The following is a 16,178-nucleotide window of genomic DNA, read 5'->3' as shown; positions in this document are numbered from 1 at the left end:
GTGGTTGAACCAACGCTGCGTGGTTACTCTCATTGTGTGTTCCCGAATCTCGCATCTGTACTGAGGACATACGACTTACATTCCCTTCATTATTATGGGCCTATTTATCCAGCTTAGAAACGTGATCCTAGAGATCCTGAACCGCGCCGAAGCCTTGGGGTGGCCAGCGTCGCTGTAACAGGGACTGCTTGTCACCGTATCCGGCTTAGGTGACGGCTAGCTAAGGAAAAAATTAACAATCTCATCGCTGAGTACACCGTGTGTAATCCAGGTCATAGCTGGCAGTTACGTGGGCATTGTAGGGGAACAAGTTAAGTTGGACGCGTAGCATTTGCACTCAGGGAAATTTTTACCGTCTACACGTTCCAAGGTGTCTATTTACCCTATTGGCTATCCAATCCTCCGCTTCGATGTTTGTTAGATTGCAAGCGTAGGTGTTTCGGTAGCTATACCAGAATTGGTGTAGTTGGGTTTGGCTTAACTTCGGAGTCAAGTTTTCAGCCTGACGAAGGAAATCGCCCTTCATTTGGCATTGATGACAGGCAGCCATATAGTCAGCGCGTCCAAATATGAAGACCGGCTTCGCGTGCAGCAAGGCTTCTGCGCCGACACCGGAGTTCACAACGCACACTGCCTCGGATTTTTCGATGATATCGTGAATGTTGCCATAAGCGACGGTCACGCGGCCTTGGTCCTCCAGGCGCGACACAAGTCCAGCCAATTCCACCGACCTGCATTGGGGATGTCTTTTAACGACGACGTTCAGGCCGAGCGTGCTGCAGGCGTCAACGATTTCATTCAGCATTGCGATTGGCGTAATATAGGCAAGGGCGGAGACCGCGTCGCCGACGACCTGTAGCGGAACGAAGACGAAGGGCTGCGGCAGTTTTTCTTCCAGATCCAACTGCGCGTATTTGGATATACGATTGCCAATAACGTTGTCGCGGTCTTCCTCAAAAAAGCTTCGTGCCGCCGATGGGTCGACAGCGGCAGTGACGTCTTGGTAGGAGAAGTTTGACCAACCGGCATAGCCCGCCTCATCGAAACTAAAGAGGGCGGGACGGTCCGTTTCTTTGAAGTGGAGGCCCAATCCGGACTGGGAGATAGTGTGATACGAAAAGAATGGCTTGTCGAACGACAGTTCCCCATGGGTCCTTATGCGACCTCTGACCTCATAGGGTATCCCTTTGCGTTTCAGGGTTCTTAGTATGGATGCGGTTGCAAAACGGATGTCGGATCTGAAGCCAGGATAGTCGATAGCGTTTTTGCGCAGGCCGGCTGCGGGAATGACTACGATTGCGTCGCGCTCGTCGTCGGGTGAGAGAAGCAATCCTCGTGAGCGATCGATCACGTTCTGGTGGGCAGCCTGCAGGTCGGTGGTGAGGCCCTCAAAGTCATGCAGGATATCTTGTAGCTCGGCCTCTCGCGTCGAGGTGTCCTTGCCAATGTCTTTCGCCGATTGCAGGATGCGCTCGGCGCCCTTCAGATCGAAGATGGTAAGGCTCCCCAGAAAGGCATTTTTCCATTCTCGCTTGAGCAAATGTTGGTCGTTTGCGATGCGCTGAATGTCTTTAATGAGCTTGCAGATCGCCGGAGCAAAGAGATCCTCGCGGTTCACCGCCTCGGCGGAAGCGGCAGCACTGATGGCAAACGGAATGTTGGTCTCTTCTGCCGTGCGTCCGAGATAGTCGAGAATGGTTTCCGCTATCGCGCGGTGGTCTTTGTTCTGGTGCAAGATCTGCCGTTTGGTTTTCAGGACGAATTTTCGGGTTGCGTCTCTGTCAGGCTCGTCATTCAATATCGTCAGGACTTGGTCATGAGACGATATCGCCATGAGCCGTGAAACGCGAAGCATAAAGGCTTGATCGCTCGTTATCGTTCGTGCTGCAGCGAAGGCCTCGAAATGCAAGGCCGTTCCTTTGCTGACAAGAGCCAAGTAGCGATTGAGGAGGCCGCTTGTCAGGTGATGGCGCTCGACGTAACGCAATAGCAGCCGTTCTGCCTTCTCAATCTGCTCACGCCTGAAGGCGATCGTAATTCGCGCATCGAGGCACACCCGTTCAAGCGCTTTCAAACCCAGGCCCCGGCCGAATATTTGGCCCAATGCCGTCAGAAGACCGATTTTAAACAGGTGTTTTCCATCGCGGATTTGCTTTGCAATAAATTTCTGAAGCATTAGAACTGCCTGGCATTCGAAGCGATTTCGCGGGCGGCGTAAGTGACGTCCGGCCGGTATTATCTCAAATTAGAAAAGTGATCACAACCCGGCGGGCATTGCCGCAATGGTTTGAGAATTGGGATGAAGCGCGGCGGTTCGCAGGACCCCTAGGCTGAATGAGCGAAGCAAGTTGATCGACCATGTTTTCTGAACGCATAGCCACATTCTCGCTGCACATCACGGGGTGGAAACGACGCGTTTTCGAGCGGTTCTTTCCCGACCGCGAGTTCATCTATCTGCCATTCGGCTTGGAAAACGAGGCGTTCGAAGCCGATTGGCGCGAGCGGATCGCGCAGACAGACAACTGCGAGATCTTTGTGTGGGGTACGAGATACCCGCCGGCCCTGCCAGCCTTTTCGAAAGAAAACCACCTTCCAATCTATTTTATCGAAGATGGTTTTCTACGTTCAAACAGCCCTAATGCGGCCCGCACACCGCCACTTTCTCTAGCTTTTGATCGCCAGCGGCCCTATTTCGACAGCCGTGGTCCCTCTGATCTGGAAGTCCTGCTCGAGACGGGTGACTTCAACAGTGACGTAGTCCTGATGGACCGGGCGCGGCAGGGAATCCAGATGCTGATCGAGGGGGGGCTCAGCAAGTATAACTCTGCCAATCCCACCAAGCTAGAGGATCTGGTTGGACGGAAGACACGCCCACGCATTCTGGTTATCGGCCAGGTGGAAGACGATGCATCTATTGCCTATGGTTGTGATCGACCGATTACCAATAACGACTTGGTCCGTTTGGCCGCTGAAGAGAACCCTGACGCCGAAATCATCTACAAGCCGCATCCTGATGTGCTGAGCGGCATGCGGCCAGCGCAGTCGAATCCGGCTGACGTTGAGCATCTCTGTCACGTCATGCGGGTGAGCGTGTCGCTGGCCAACACGTTCGACGACATCGACAAGGCCTATGCCATCACCTCGCTTGGCGGTTTCGAGGCGTTGTTGCGTGGCATTCCTTTGGTCGTTCTAGGATGTCCGTTTTACGCCAGCTGGGGCTTGACCGATGACCGGCAGCCCAATCCTCGGCGCACCCGAAAGCGCACTGTCGAGGAAGTTTTCGCGGCGGCCTATCTCCTCTATCCCGCTTATTTCGATCCGGCTTCAGGCGCCCGCATTAGCTTCGAGCAGGCTGTCGAGTGGCTCAAGGTTCGGTTGGAAGATCCGAATGCTTACAAGGACGAATTCGTTGAATTCCCGCCGCCGAAATGGGCGCCGTGGGGGCCGTATGGTCTGTTGGGCTGGCGTTTCATCCTGCCATTCTTTGTCACACCGATCGTCAAGAGAAGAGGCAGCGAGAAGGATGTTCGCGAATATCGCGAAAATCCGATTCGTTATTTTCGCGACCTGACATCGCCAAATCTGCGGTTGATCGGTCGACTTCTCTATCCATTCGACCCGCCTCGCTAACGTTCTCAGCCTTCTAAACCGGTATTGACCTAGCGTTCCGAAAAGCGATGCCTGAGGGAAGCGCTTCAGCACATCCCGGACCAGTTGGATGGTCTCCGCACGCGTGCCGTAGGTGTTCCAATTGCGCTGAACTAGGATCCTCGCGGCACTTAGAGACGGAACGTCAACATCGAAGACCGCCCGCCGGGCTAACGCCAGCGTTTCAGAAATGGGTAGGATCTTCGAAAAAGTTTCCATCCATAGCGTCCTGCCGTCTCCTCTTGCGTAGGAGATTGTGTCGCTTTTCCTGCGTCTGAATTTCCTAAGAGCGTTTTTCAGCATCTGACATCCCACCCTAATTAAGGAATGGGTAGCAGAGCCTTTTATGTGCTTCAGCTGTGTTCGTTCGACGTTGTCCCTACAGACAAGAAACGTGCATTATGCGCTGGACACCTTTCCAAAAAGGCCAATGATTTCGGTGGCCTCTGTTGGAGCCAGACGAGCAACAACGTATTGTTTAAACGTGATAAAGTCCGCCCGGCATGGGGCGGCATCAGTCCTTCCCCTCACGCGACTGCCGAGTCTGCGATAGGTATCACAGGCCCATCACGCGCCTTGTCCTCAGATTGATGGTCTGAGCGACCTTGCGAGGTGCCAGCCAGGGCAAGGTCGAGGGTGACGCGAGGCAACCCCGGTGTCTCGACCCCTGCCTGCTCTTTCGGCGGATATAGTCCTGCCCTCTGTCGACCCCGGCTTGTTCACGGCGGTCCCTCAGAACGGATAGTGCTGCTGCGGGTCCTCGATGGTGATCCAGCGCAGGTCGGTGAATTCGGCGATCGCCGCCTTGCCGCCGAAGCGGCCATAGCCGGAGGCGCCGGTGCCGCCGAAGGGCATTTGCGCTTCGTCCTGCACGGTCGGGCCGTTGATATGGCACATGCCGGCCTTAAGCTTTTTCGCGACCGCCAAAGCGCGCGTCACATCGCGGCTGAAGACGGCGGACGACAGGCCGTAATCGGTGTCGTTGGCAATAGCGATCGCCTCTTCCTCGGAGCCGACGCGTATGATCGGCTTGACCGGGCCGAAGCTTTCCTCGTCATAGATCCGCATGCCGGGCCGGACGTTGTTGATGACGGTTGCCTCGACCACGGTCCCGTTGCGCTTGCCGCCGGCGACGATCTGGCCGCCCTTGTCCGTCGCGTCGGCGATCAGCGCCTCCATCTTTTCGGCGGGTGCCAGATCGATCAGCGAGCCGAGCACGACATGGCCGCGCGGATCGCCGGCCGGCAGCCCTGCGGCCTTGGCGGCCAGCTTGGCGACGAATGCGTCGGCGATCGTCTCGTCGACGATGATCCGCTCGGTCGACATGCAGATCTGTCCCTGGTTCATGAAGGCGCCGAAGGCGGCAGCGTTGACGGCGGCGTCGATGTCGGCATCATCCAGCACGATCAGCGGCGCCTTGCCGCCGAGCTCCAGCAGCGCCGGCTTCAGGTGGCGCCCGCAGAGTTCGCCGATGATCCGCCCGACCCTTGTCGAGCCGGTGAAGTTGACCCGCTTGACCGCCGGATGGGCAATCAGCGCCTCGACGATCGCGGCGGCATTTTCCGGCGCATTGGTGACGATGTTGACGACGCCCTTCGGCAGGCCCGCCTCGGTCAGCACGTCGCCGATCAGGCGATGGGTTCCCGGGCAGTTTTCCGAGGCCTTCAGCACCACCGTATTGCCGCAGGCAAGCGGCATGGCCAGCGCCCGCGTCGCCAGGATGACCGGCGCATTCCACGGCGCCATGCCGAGCACCACGCCCGCCGGCTGGCGGATCCCCATCGCAAGCGTGCCGGGCTTGTCGGACGGAATCACCTCGCCCGTGATCTGCGTGGTCATCGCGGCCGCCTCGCGCAGCATGCGGCTTGCCAGCATGACGTTGAAACCGGCCCATGGGCCGGTCGCGCCGGTCTCCTCGATGACGAGCCTGGTGAAGTCCTCCGCCTTCGACGCCATCATATCGGCCGCTTTCAAAAGCAGCGTGCGCCGGTCGTTCGGACCCATCGCGGCCCAGGCCGGAAAGGCTTCGGCTGCCGCGTCCGCCGCCTTGATCGCATCCTCGACGGTTGCTGCCGGCGCAACCGTCGCCGGCTTGCCGGTGAACGGGTCGTTGCGGGTAAACGTGGCGCCGCCGGTGGCATCGATGGTCTCTCCGGCAATCAGCATCTGGATGTTCATAAAAATCCTCCCGGTCTTGGTTTGTTAAAGGCAGATGTCGAGGACGGCTGCGCGTCCTTCCTGCCGTATGGCGTGAAAGGCCTGCCCGAGCGCCGTCTCCAGTTCGTCCGGTCGCGTCACCTTTCGGTGAAAGCTGCCGCCGGAGGCCGCCGCGATCAAGCCATAGTCGGGGGCCGGATCGAAGGACAGGTCCAGATCATTGGCGCGGCTGGCATAGCCGTCGGGGTGGACGGCCAGGGCCGAAAAGCGCGGCGCGTTCCAGCCACCATTGTTCAGCACCACCGTCAGGAACGGTGTGGCGTATTTGCGCGCCATCCAGTGGACGGTCGACGGTACCGAGAACATGAAGGAGCCGTCGCCGGTGATCGCGACCACGTCGCGGCCGGGATGAGCAAGCTTCATGCCGATCGCTGCCCCCCCATGCCAGCCGAGCGAACTGCCGCCGCTGGCAAAGAAGGTGCCGGGAAGGGCAGGGGCCACATGGTCGGCGATGATGCCGTAATTGGTGATCCCCTCGCTGAGGATCAGCGCATCCTCGCCGGCATGTCGGCGCAGGGCTGCCGTCACCATCGCGGTCGTCAGCTTGCCGGCGTCGGCGGCGTCCTCGTCAAGCCGGCTGCGCCGCGCCTCGTGCAGCGCCGCCCAGCGCCGTGTCCGTTCGTTCGCATTTGTCGCGTCGGGTTCGCCAAGTTTGGCGAGCAGCTGGTTCAGCGCCGTCTCCGCATCGGCCTCGAAACTGGCCTTGGCGGCAATATGCCAGAGAGTCATCGCCTGCTTCAGCGGGTCGACGTCGATGTGGAAGATCGTCGCATCGGCTGCCGGCTGGTTGACCATCGGGATCCAGGGCACGTCGCTGTCGATCACCAGCACCAAATCGGCCTGCGCCAGGGCTTCGTTCTGCTTCGGGTCGTTCCAGTAATTGCCGAGATAATGCGGGTCGGCATGGGGGAAATTCATCGCCGCGGGCGAGGCTTCCAGAACGCCGGCGCCGGTCGCCGCGCAGAAGGCCGCAAGGGCGTCGACCGCGGCCGGATTGCGGCCGAGATAGGAGGTGACGACGACCGGGCGTTTCGCCACGTCAAGCGCCTCGGCAATCTCGTCCACGTCGCGACCTGCCAGCGCGCGCGGCGATAGCGGGCGCCAGTGGTCCATGGCGAGATCGGCGGGCGTCGCTTCCTCCTCCATCGCCTCGCGGGTGCCGGTTAGATAGACCGGCCCCTTCGGATCGCTCGTGGCGATCTGCAGGGCCCGGCTGACGATCTGGGCCGCATTGGCGCCGCTGCGGATCTCGTTTGAGTATTTCATGTAGCCGCGCACGATCCCCGGCTGGTCCTGCACGTCCTGCAGCCAGTGGATGAATTCGTTGCGGCTGCCTTTGCGCTCGCCGTGCTGGGTATAGGGCGACATGCCGGCGAAGATCAGCACGGGCGTGCGGCTGCGCGCGGCATTGTGCACGGCGCCGGCCAGCGCCTGGGTGCCGCATTCGACATGCACCAGCACCGCCTGCGCCTCGCCCGTCGCCTGGGCAAAGCCTTGCGCGCAGGAAAGCGCCACCATCTCGTTAGGGCAGGTGATGATCCGCGGAAAGCTGCGTCCGGCCGAGCGCGCCTCGGCGATCGCCTCGATCAGCGCCGGATGATCGCTGCCGAAATTGGAAAACAGGCAGGTGACCCCATGGGCCTGCAAAGTGTCGAGAAAGGCGGTGCTTGTCGTATACATGGACTACTTTTCAGTTGAGTTCGGTGGTGATCTTTTTCAGCAGCCGGAGAAATTCGGCCTTGTTGTCGGCGCCCACCAATCGGTCGAGCTTGCGGTCATGTTCCTCGGCATGCGCCAGTAGCGACGTCAGCACCTCGCGGCCCGCGTCCGTCAGCCGCAGTGTCACGCTGCGGCGATCCTGCGCTGAGGGGCGCCGCTCGATCAGTCCGTCGCGCTCCAGCCCCTTGACCAGCGGCGTGATCGACGACTTGTCGCGCGCCGTCGCCTGGCCGAGCTCGGCCTGGGTCAGGCCGGGGTTCTGGTCGATGATCATCAGGCTGGCGAAGCGGCCGGGCCGCATGTGCTCGGCATGGGCATGCTGGGCATAGACGTCGAAGGACGCATTCTGCGCCATGCGCAGGTTGAAGCCGATGAAGCTGTCCAGGGGGCCGAGCCTGATCTGGCTGTCGCCGACGGTCCGGCCGGTCTTCTTGCGCGGCGTTCTCATGCGCTCATGCCTCCATCGGCCATCAGCATGGCGCCGGTGGTAAAGCTCGACTGTTCCGAGGCGAGGAAGAGCACCGAGCGGGCGATCTCATCCGCGCTGCCATGACGGCCGAGCGGGATCTGTTCGTTGAAAAAATCCGTTCCGTCGCGGCCGATCTCTTCGCCGAGACCCGTCTCGACGGCCCGCTGGAAGGCGTTGTCGAGCGGTCCCGGGTGGATGCTGTTGACCCGGATGCGGCGCGGCGCAAGCTCCTTGGCAAGGCAGCGCATCAGGCCCACCTGGGCGTGCTTGGCGGTGATATAGGCGTAGACCCCGGGATCGCCGCGGGTGGCGGCCACAGACGAGGTGATCACGATGCTGCCGCCGTCCCGCATCCGGGCTGCCGCATGCTTGGCTGCCAGAAAGGCGCCGCGCACATGCACCGCATAGACCGCGTCGAAGATGTCTGCCGGGTAGTCGGCGATCGGGGCGACCACGCCGAAATTGCCGGCATTGCTGAACAGGATGTCGATCGCGCCGAAGCGTGCCACCGTCCGTTCGACGTAATGCGCGACATCGGCCTCGGCCGCGACATCCGCCGTGAAGGTCTCGACCCTGTCGCTGCCGAGGGCCTGGCGCGCTGCATCGAGCGCGGCCGCGTCCAGGTCGACCAGCATCACGCTCGCGCCCTGTTCGACGAACAGCCGCGCCGTCGCCAGTCCGAGGCTGCCGGCCCCGCCGGTGATGATCGCTGTCTTGCCGTCCAGTATGCCCATCTGTCTGTCGTCGGTCCCTTGTCTTGCTTCGATGGAAGGAGAGCGGTTCTGTCGGTCAGCGCATGAGGGCGTCGATCAGCTGCGCGCCCAGCCCGACGCTCTCGTAATGCGCTCGGCACATGTCCGCATAATCGAAGACATCAAACTTGCCGGCATCCTTGCCGTCCTCGTCGAGCCAGATCAGCGGACCGGTGACGATGAAGAAGGCGCGCATCGGCTCTTCGTGATCATAGGCGACCAGCGTATGGCTCTCGCCCGGCGACTCGTAGATGAAGTCGCCGGCGGTCGCGACCCAGTCATGCTCGAGATAGCCCCATTTGCCGGAGATCGTGTAGGCGAAAACCTCGTGCGGATGGTAGTGGCGGTTCACCAGTCCCGCCTTCCTGGCAAACAGGATATCCGCCCACCGGTTATGACCCGGCGAAAGCCACAGCGGCCGCGACGAGACCGTTTCGGAAAACGGCACGAAGTAGCGTTCGTCGGCATCGGCTGCATCGGCGATATAGGCCTCCGGCTTGGCGCCTGCGCGAAAGACATCGCGGATCGGCTGAAGGCCGCGCCAGAATTCCTGGCCACTGGTCTCGCTCATCGGTTTTCTCCTCTCCTCGGTTCCCACCCTAGCTCGCCAGATGCGATGTTGCAATTGGTTTGCCTTCAAACCTTTTTCGTATTATCGTCGCTTACTGGAGGTTGTCCGGGTGGAGGAGCACGCGGACGTCGTCTTTTTGGGATAGGGGAGGATCTCGATGACCGATAGGCATTTTCTCGTGAACCGGCGCCGGGTGCTGACCGGCGCTGCAGCCGGTGCAGCATCCATGGCCGCGCCCGGCTTCTGGACAAGGGCGCTGGCAGCGCCGAAGACGATCAAGATCGGCCTGGTGCAGCCGCAGACAGGGCCGCTTGCCTTTTTCACCGAGCACATGCCGTTCGTGCTGGAGCAGGTGAAGAAGACGACCGGCGGCCAGGTGACGATCAACGGCACGCAGCATCCGTTCGAGATCATCATCAAGGACAGCCAGTCCAATCCGAACCGCGCTTCCGAGGTCACCCAGGAGCTGATCCTGCAGGAAGAGGTCGACCTGATCGCCACCTATGCGACGCCGGAAACCGTCAACCCCGTGTCCGACCAGTGCGAGATCAACGGCGTGCCCTGCATCAGCAATGATGCGCCGCTGGAGCCTTATTTCTTCGGCCGCAACGGCGATCCGGCGACCGGCTGGGAATGGACCTACAACTTCTTCTTCTCCGGCCAGGAACTGGCCGAGACCCTGGTGCCCTACTGGAAGCGGCTGAAGCCGGATGGGGTCATCGGCGGCCTCTGGCCGAATGACGGCGACGGCATTGCCCAGTCCGACAAGGACCATGGTTTTCCGCCCTTCTTCGAGAAGCAGGGCTTCAAGGTTGTCGATCCCGGCCGTTTCGACATGCCGGCCTCCAACTACAATGCCCAGATCGGTGCGTTCAAATCCGCCGGCGTCAACATCATCCAGGGTGTGCTGCCGCCGCCGGAGTTTACCACCTTCTGGAACGGTGCCGCCCAGCAGGGTTTCAGGCCTGATATCGTCTATGTCGGCAAGGCCTGCGAATTCCCCTCGGCCATGGAGCCGCTTGGCGAGCGGGCCTATGGTCTGACCGTCGAGGTCTGGTGGAGCAAGTTCCACCCTTATGTCTCCGGTCTCACCGGCCAGTCCTCGCTGGAGATCTGCGATGCCTATGAGGCTGCCAGCGGTCGGCAATGGTCGCTGCCGCTCGGCTTCCGGCACTCGCTGTTCGAGATCGTCCTCGACACGCTGAAGCGGACGGAGAACCCGGACGACAAGGCCTCGATCCGCGATGCGCTGAAGGCGACGAAATACAAGTCGATCGTCGGCGAGATCGATTTCAGCAAGGGGCCTTTCCCGAACACCGCCCTCACGCCGCTGGTCATCGGTCAGTGGACCAAGGGTGGCAAATACCCGCTGGAACTTGTCATCGTCGACAACACCACGACGCCGGAAGTGCCGGTGAACGCGGAGCCGACCCTGATCCAATATTGAGGCCATGGCAGACCGCGCCGGCCGGATCGGCCGGCGCGGGCAACAGCGAGCAGCGGTTGGGCGTATGAGAACCACCAGAGTTTCGGCAGCAGCGGCGGAAGAGGGGAGCCTCTTGCGGCTTTCCGGCCTTTCGCGGCATTTCGGCGCCCTGCGGGTGCTCGACCGGATCGACCTTTCGGTGCCGGCGGGCACGATCCTCGGGGTCATCGGCCCGAACGGGGCCGGCAAGACGACATTGTTCAACGTGATCGCCGGGGTGGTGCCACCCAGCGGCGGCACGATCGAATTCGGCGGCCGGGATGTGACACGCAAGCCCGTATGGGATCGGTGCCGGCTCGGCATCGGGCGGACCTATCAGGTGCCGAAACCGTTTTCCCATATGACGGTCCACGAGAACGTCCTGGCCGCCGGACTGCATGGCTCGGGCCTGTCGATGCGCCGGGCCGGCGAGAAGGCCGAAGAGGTGCTGGAGCTGACCGGCCTAGCGCACCGGCGCCATCTGCCGGCCGGCGAACTCTCGCTGCTGGATCTCAAGCGGCTCGAGCTGGCAAAGGCGCTTGGCTGCCGGCCGCAAATGCTGCTGCTGGACGAAATCGCCGGCGGCCTCACCGATGGCGAATGCGACAGCCTGCTGAAGATCATCGAGAGGTTGCGGGCTTCGGGCATGACGATCGTCTGGATCGAGCATGTCATCCGCGCGCTCCGCCGGGCGGCGGATCTCATCACCGTTCTCTATGGCGGCGAACTGATCGCCACGGGGCGTCCGGACGATGTGCTGGTCGATCAGCGCGTCCGCGACGTCTATCTGGGAGGTGGCCATTGAGCACGGCGCTTTCGATCCGCAATCTCTCCGTCTACTACGACAGGTTCCGGGCTCTGTTCGACGTCGACATCGAGGTCGGTGACGCGCAGATCGTCGCCATCATCGGGGCCAACGGTGCGGGCAAGTCGTCGCTGCTGAAGGCGATCGTCGGACAGGTGCCGCGCGTCGAGGGCGACATGCGCTTCGGGGACATCAGCCTGATCGGACGTCCGACGCCCGATATTGTTGCGGCGGGCGTGGCGCTGGTGCCGGAGGGGCGGCGGCTGTTTTCCTCGCTGACGGTCGAGGAAAATCTCGATATCGGCTGGCAGATCGGCCGGCGCGGTTCGACCCAGCTCGGCGACATCTACCGCTATTTCCCGGTGCTGGCCGAAAAGCGCCATCAGCGCGCCGGCGAGCTCTCCGGTGGCCAGCAGCAGATGGTGGCGCTCGGCCGGGCGCTTCTGGCCAATCCGCGCCTGCTTCTCTGCGACGAGATCAGCCTCGGCCTGGCACCGGTGATCATCGACAGCCTCTATGCCATCCTGCCGGAGATTTGCGCGAAGGGCACGGCCATCCTGGTCGTCGAGCAGGATATCAGCCGCTCCCTGTCGATCGCCGACCGGTTCTATTGCCTGCTGGAGGGCAGGGTCAGCCTGTCTGGTCGTCCGGGCGAGGTCTCGCGCGCGGCGATCGAGGCATCCTATTTCGGAGGCGACGTGCATGGCTGAAGTCTGGATCAACCAGATCGTCCAGGGCGTGCTGCTCGGCGGGCTCTACGCCATGTTCGCCATGGGGCTGTCGCTGTCGGCCGGCATCATGCGGTTCATCAATATTGCCCATGGCGACTTCATCGTCTTTGCCAGTTTCATGTTCCTGTCGCTGACAACGGCCCTCGGGCTGTCGCCGCTGATCGCCGCGGTGCTCGTCGTGCCGCTGGCCTTCGTCGCCGGCTACCTGCTCCAGCGGCTGCTGTTGCAGCGGGTTCTGGGACAGGGCGTGCTGCCGATGATCCTCGTCACCTTCGGCCTGTCGATCATCCTGCAGAACGGCCTACAGGGCGTCTACGGGGCGGACACCCGCAAGGTCGCCGGCGGAGCGATCGAGGTGGCAACGCTCGATCTGGGCTCCGGCATCAATATCGGCGTCCTGCCGCTCGTGATTTTCCTCTGCGCCGTCCTGCTGATCTTCGTCCTCGACCGGCTGCTCTACCGGACGCGGCTTGGCGCGCGCATCCGCGCGGTTTCGGACGATCCGGATGCGGCCCAACTGATCGGCCTCGGCGTGCCGCGCATCTATGCCATCGCCATGGGTCTTGTCGGCGTCACGGTGGCGCTGTCGGCCGGCTTCATGTCGGTCTGGACCAATTTCGATCCGACCAGCGGACCCAGCCGCCTTTTGATCGCCTTCGAGGCGGTGGTGCTGGGCGGTCTCGGCAGTCTCTGGGGCACGCTTGCCGGCGGCATATTGCTCGGTCTTGCCCAGACGATGGCGGGACAGGTCGATGCCGCCTGGCAGGTGCTGGCCGGCCATATCGCCTTCCTGGTGATCTTCACGCTTCGGCCCCAGGGCCTGTTTCCGCGGTATTGATGATGCAGTCCCAGCCGTTCCTCTCCACGCCCGTCTCCCTCCTGATCGGCCGTCTGCTGCTCGCCGCCGGCTTCGTCTTCCTGCTGGCGGTGCCGGCACTGCTGTCGCTACGTGGCATCCAGCTGACAACCGAGTTCCTGACGCTTCTCCTGCTGGCGCTGATGTGGAATTTGCTCGCCGGCTATGCCGACATCGTCACCGTTGGCCAGCATGCCTTTGTCGGTATCGGCGCCTATGCCTTTTTCGGCTTTCTCGTGCTCGCCGGCCTTGATCCCTTCGTCTCGATCGCGCTGGCGGGCTGCGTCGCGCTCGCCTTCGGCCTGCCGGTCATGGCGATCATCTTCCGGCTGCGCGCCGGCTATCTGGCGGTCGGCAGCTGGGTGGTGGCCGAGACGCTGATGCTGTCGGCCGGCAAGCTCTCTGCCTTCGGCGGCGGTTCCGGCAAGAGCCTGCCGGTGCCGGCGGTCAAGAGCTTCGGTGCCTCGACTGCCGGCCGCTACGAGACCGTCTACTGGCTGGCACTGCTGCTGGCGGCTCTCGGCTTTGCCCTGACGTTCTGGCTGATGCGCTCGCGCATCGGCGTCGGGCTGACGGCCATGCGCGACAGCGAGGAAGGGGCGGGCGCGATCGGCGTCAACGTCTTTCGCACCCGCATCCTCTGCTTCCTCTGGACCACGCCGTTTCTCGGGCTTGCCGGCGCGATCATCACCATGCAGAAGCTGCGTGTCTCGCCACCGGCCTCCTTCAGCATCATCGACTGGACCGCCTATGTGATCTTCATCGCGGTGATCGGCGGCATCGGGTCGTTCGAGGGACCGATAATCGGCACGATCGTCTTCTTCTTCCTGCGCGAAAGCCTGGCGGATCTCGGCGTCTGGCAGTTCATCATCCTCGGCGCCGTCTCGATCGCCGTCATTCTCGTCGAGCCGAAGGGGCTCTGGGGCCTCATCCGCCGCTATCTGCCCGGCGATCTCATTCCGGTCGGGCACCGGCCGAGGCCAACGCCTGATCGTTGAGCTTGAAGCTCCATTATTGTGCACCTGCGAAATTGGGAGTACCAAGGCCCACGAATTCTGGCAGGAAAAGGCATGTTTCTCCCCAAAGGTGCTTCCTACGAGGCGATCTACCGCGATTTTCAGTGGGACATCCCGGACGATTTCACCATCGCCAAGGCCGTTTGCGACGACTGGGCGGCGCGTGAACCCGAGCGTGTCTGCCTCGAGCATTTTTCGCCCGACGGCCATCACCTTGCGCTGACCTATGGCGAGCTTGCCGCCCGCTCCTGCGCCTTCGCCCATGGCCTGACCTCGATCGGCATCGGTCGTGGCGACCGCGTGGCGCTGCTTCTGCCGCAGGGCTTCGAGACGGTGATCGCACATCTGGCCATCTATCGCCTCGGCGCCATCGCCGTGCCGCTGGCGCTGCTGTTCGGGCCCGAAGCGCTCGAATACCGGCTGAATGCGGCCGGCGTCTGCGCCATCGTCACCAACCGCTTCGGTCTCGAGCGGCTGGCAGACGTTGCCGAACACCTTCCGTCGGTCGCCCATGTCATCTCCGTCGATGGCGCGGCCGATGGCGTTCTGTCCTTCGATGCGCTGGTCGACGGATACCCCGCGGATTTCGTCGGGCCGGCGCTCGGACCCGATGATCCCGCGCTGATGATCTTCACCTCCGGCACGACGGGACGGCCGAAGGGCGCGCTTCATGGTCACCGGGTGCTTGCCGGCCATATCCCGGGCTTCCAGCTTGCCCATGATTTCATCCCGCGTGCTGGCGACCGGATGTGGACGCCGTCGGACTGGGCCTGGGCGGGCGGCCTGCTCAATGCCCTGTTCCCGAGCCTGATGCTCGGCGTGCCGGTCGTCTCCTCGCCGGCCCAGAAATTCGAGCCGGAGACCGCCTTTCGCATCATGGCGGAAATGAAGGTGCGCAATGCCTTCATCCCGCCGACCGCCTTGAGGCTGATGCGCAGCGTCGAGCGCCCGCGTGCGGGGTACGAGCTGGTCCTGCGCAGCATCGGTTCGGCGGGCGAGTCGCTCGGGCGGGAAACCTATGAATGGGTGCGCTCGGCCCTCGGCCTGGTGCCGAACGAGTTCTACGGGCAGACCGAATGCAATTTCGTCCTGTCCTCCGCCGTCGGTCTCGATGTCAGCCGTCCCGGCCGGATCGGCCGTGCGGTACCCGGTCACCGCGTCGCCATCGTCGACGGGAAGGGCCGCGAATGCCGGCCCGGCGATGTCGGCCAGATCGCCATTGCCCGGCCGGATCCGGTGATGTTTCTCGGCTACTGGGACAACGAGGCGGCCACGACAGACAAGTTCGTCGGTGACTGGCTGATGACCGGCGATCTCGGACGGTGCGACCGCGACGGCTATGTCGAGTTCGTCGGTCGCGACGACGACGTCATCACGTCGTCAGGCTACCGCATCGGGCCGGCCGAGATCGAGGACTGCCTGCTGGGCCATCCAACGGTGAAGCTCGCGGCCGCGATCGGAAAGCCCGATCCTCTGCGCACCGAAATCGTCAAGGCCTTCGTCGTGCTGCACGATGATGTCCTTGCCGACGAGCGGCTCGAGACAGAGATCCGCGAATGGGTCAAGCAGCGCCTGTCGATGCATGAATATCCGCGCGAGATCGAATTCGTCGCCGCCCTGCCGATGACGACCAGCGGCAAGATCATCCGCCGCGCGCTGCGCGACGGTGAGATCGCCGGCGACCAGCCGCAAACCAGCGCCCTGCCGTAAGGCGGAGCGGCAGCGAAACCTGGAGGGTGTCAGACCGGTCGGGCCAGAGCCGCTGCCGGCTGCAGGATCATCGACTGTGCGGCGGGATCATCGAGCGGATCGTCGGGCTTGTTTCTCTGGAATATGAAAAACGCCACGAGGAAGATCACCAGGGCAATCATGATTCCATAAAAAATAGACCGCGGCTTCATCAAACGCTCCTTGAACAGTTGTTCAAGC

The 16,178-nt window shown here is 62.3% G+C and carries 14 protein-coding genes; 7 read left to right on the top strand and 7 right to left on the bottom strand.

Features of this window, described 5'->3' with window-relative positions; translation table 11 throughout:
- Nucleotides 1-349 precede the first annotated feature (349 nt).
- The gene (locus J2Z17_RS17525; protein WP_209946939.1) at nucleotides 350-2,176 is read right to left on the bottom strand and encodes a capsular polysaccharide export protein, LipB/KpsS family; all 1,827 of its coding nucleotides are present in this window, start codon (nucleotides 2,174-2,176) and stop codon (nucleotides 350-352) included.
- A gap of 182 nt (nucleotides 2,177-2,358) precedes the next feature.
- On the opposite strand from J2Z17_RS17525, the gene J2Z17_RS17520 reads away from it, so the two are divergent.
- Complete coding sequence (locus J2Z17_RS17520; RefSeq protein WP_209946938.1) at nucleotides 2,359-3,630, top strand: capsular polysaccharide export protein, LipB/KpsS family; 1,272 nt, start codon at nucleotides 2,359-2,361, stop codon at nucleotides 3,628-3,630.
- A 750-nt stretch (nucleotides 3,631-4,380) separates the two neighbouring features.
- On the opposite strand, the gene J2Z17_RS17515 is transcribed toward J2Z17_RS17520, so the two are convergent.
- Genes J2Z17_RS17515 through J2Z17_RS17495 form a run of 5 tightly spaced genes read right to left on the bottom strand, consistent with a single transcriptional unit; the run spans nucleotide 4,381 to nucleotide 9,376 of the window.
- Entirely contained in the window at nucleotides 4,381-5,826 is a 1,446-nt protein-coding gene (locus J2Z17_RS17515) for an aldehyde dehydrogenase (RefSeq protein WP_209946937.1), read from the bottom strand.
- 24 nt (nucleotides 5,827-5,850) lie between these two features.
- Complete coding sequence (locus tag J2Z17_RS17510; RefSeq protein WP_209946936.1) at nucleotides 5,851-7,545, bottom strand: thiamine pyrophosphate-requiring protein; 1,695 nt, start codon at nucleotides 7,543-7,545, stop codon at nucleotides 5,851-5,853.
- Between the two features lie 10 nt (nucleotides 7,546-7,555).
- Complete coding sequence (locus J2Z17_RS17505; RefSeq protein WP_209946935.1) at nucleotides 7,556-8,032, bottom strand: MarR family winged helix-turn-helix transcriptional regulator; 477 nt, start codon at nucleotides 8,030-8,032, stop codon at nucleotides 7,556-7,558.
- Nucleotides 8,029-8,787, bottom strand: a complete 759-nt coding sequence (locus J2Z17_RS17500; protein WP_209946934.1) for an SDR family NAD(P)-dependent oxidoreductase — start codon at nucleotides 8,785-8,787, stop codon at nucleotides 8,029-8,031. Before J2Z17_RS17500 ends, J2Z17_RS17505 begins: the two co-directional genes overlap by 4 nt.
- A 55-nt stretch (nucleotides 8,788-8,842) precedes the next feature.
- Nucleotides 8,843-9,376 (bottom strand): 2,4'-dihydroxyacetophenone dioxygenase family protein, encoded by a 534-nt coding sequence (locus tag J2Z17_RS17495; RefSeq protein ID WP_209946933.1) that lies wholly within the window; start codon nucleotides 9,374-9,376, stop codon nucleotides 8,843-8,845.
- Between the two features lie 157 nt (nucleotides 9,377-9,533).
- Here J2Z17_RS17495 and J2Z17_RS17490 point away from each other — a divergent pair, with 157 nt between their 5' ends.
- The 6 genes from J2Z17_RS17490 to J2Z17_RS17465 all read left to right on the top strand — a co-directional run bounded on the left by J2Z17_RS17490 (nucleotide 9,534) and on the right by J2Z17_RS17465 (nucleotide 15,959).
- Complete coding sequence (locus J2Z17_RS17490; RefSeq protein WP_209946932.1) at nucleotides 9,534-10,823, top strand: ABC transporter substrate-binding protein; 1,290 nt, start codon at nucleotides 9,534-9,536, stop codon at nucleotides 10,821-10,823.
- A gap of 64 nt (nucleotides 10,824-10,887) precedes the next feature.
- Entirely contained in the window at nucleotides 10,888-11,646 is a 759-nt protein-coding gene (locus J2Z17_RS17485) for an ABC transporter ATP-binding protein (RefSeq protein ID WP_209946931.1), read from the top strand.
- Nucleotides 11,643-12,356, top strand: coding sequence for an ABC transporter ATP-binding protein (locus J2Z17_RS17480; protein WP_209946930.1), 714 nt, complete (start codon nucleotides 11,643-11,645; stop codon nucleotides 12,354-12,356). Before J2Z17_RS17485 ends, J2Z17_RS17480 begins: the two co-directional genes overlap by 4 nt.
- Nucleotides 12,349-13,215, top strand: a complete 867-nt coding sequence (locus J2Z17_RS17475) for a branched-chain amino acid ABC transporter permease (protein WP_209946929.1) — start codon at nucleotides 12,349-12,351, stop codon at nucleotides 13,213-13,215. The genes J2Z17_RS17480 and J2Z17_RS17475 overlap by 8 nt, the downstream gene beginning before the upstream one ends.
- Nucleotides 13,215-14,231, top strand: a complete 1,017-nt coding sequence (locus J2Z17_RS17470) for a branched-chain amino acid ABC transporter permease (protein ID WP_209946928.1) — start codon at nucleotides 13,215-13,217, stop codon at nucleotides 14,229-14,231. Before J2Z17_RS17475 ends, J2Z17_RS17470 begins: the two co-directional genes overlap by 1 nt.
- 72 nt (nucleotides 14,232-14,303) lie before the next feature.
- Entirely contained in the window at nucleotides 14,304-15,959 is a 1,656-nt protein-coding gene (locus J2Z17_RS17465) for an AMP-binding protein (protein WP_209946927.1), read from the top strand.
- Nucleotides 15,960-15,988: 29 nt separating this feature from the next.
- Here J2Z17_RS17465 and J2Z17_RS17460 read toward each other — a convergent pair whose 3' ends face one another.
- Nucleotides 15,989-16,150, bottom strand: coding sequence for a hypothetical protein (locus J2Z17_RS17460; protein ID WP_209946926.1), 162 nt, complete (start codon nucleotides 16,148-16,150; stop codon nucleotides 15,989-15,991).
- Nucleotides 16,151-16,178 lie beyond the last annotated feature (28 nt).

The organism is Heterorhizobium halophytocola (assembly GCF_017873095.1).
In the GTDB taxonomy this organism is placed as follows: Bacteria; Pseudomonadota; Alphaproteobacteria; order Rhizobiales; family Rhizobiaceae; genus Allorhizobium; species Allorhizobium halophytocola.
This window is presented reverse-complemented; position numbering and strand designations above follow the sequence as displayed.

Coding starts and splice junctions, on each gene's coding strand:
- J2Z17_RS17525 (WP_209946939.1), bottom strand. CDS start 2,176: ATGCTTCAGAAATTTATTGCAAAGCAAATCCGCGATGGAAAACACCTG.
- J2Z17_RS17520 (WP_209946938.1), top strand. CDS start 2,359: ATGTTTTCTGAACGCATAGCCACATTCTCGCTGCACATCACGGGGTGG.
- J2Z17_RS17515 (WP_209946937.1), bottom strand. CDS start 5,826: ATGAACATCCAGATGCTGATTGCCGGAGAGACCATCGATGCCACCGGC.
- J2Z17_RS17510 (WP_209946936.1), bottom strand. CDS start 7,545: ATGTATACGACAAGCACCGCCTTTCTCGACACTTTGCAGGCCCATGGG.
- J2Z17_RS17505 (WP_209946935.1), bottom strand. CDS start 8,032: ATGAGAACGCCGCGCAAGAAGACCGGCCGGACCGTCGGCGACAGCCAG.
- J2Z17_RS17500 (WP_209946934.1), bottom strand. CDS start 8,787: ATGGGCATACTGGACGGCAAGACAGCGATCATCACCGGCGGGGCCGGC.
- J2Z17_RS17495 (WP_209946933.1), bottom strand. CDS start 9,376: ATGAGCGAGACCAGTGGCCAGGAATTCTGGCGCGGCCTTCAGCCGATC.
- J2Z17_RS17490 (WP_209946932.1), top strand. CDS start 9,534: ATGACCGATAGGCATTTTCTCGTGAACCGGCGCCGGGTGCTGACCGGC.
- J2Z17_RS17485 (WP_209946931.1), top strand. CDS start 10,888: ATGAGAACCACCAGAGTTTCGGCAGCAGCGGCGGAAGAGGGGAGCCTC.
- J2Z17_RS17475 (WP_209946929.1), top strand. CDS start 12,349: ATGGCTGAAGTCTGGATCAACCAGATCGTCCAGGGCGTGCTGCTCGGC.
- J2Z17_RS17470 (WP_209946928.1), top strand. CDS start 13,215: ATGATGCAGTCCCAGCCGTTCCTCTCCACGCCCGTCTCCCTCCTGATC.
- J2Z17_RS17465 (WP_209946927.1), top strand. CDS start 14,304: ATGTTTCTCCCCAAAGGTGCTTCCTACGAGGCGATCTACCGCGATTTT.
- J2Z17_RS17460 (WP_209946926.1), bottom strand. CDS start 16,150: ATGAAGCCGCGGTCTATTTTTTATGGAATCATGATTGCCCTGGTGATC.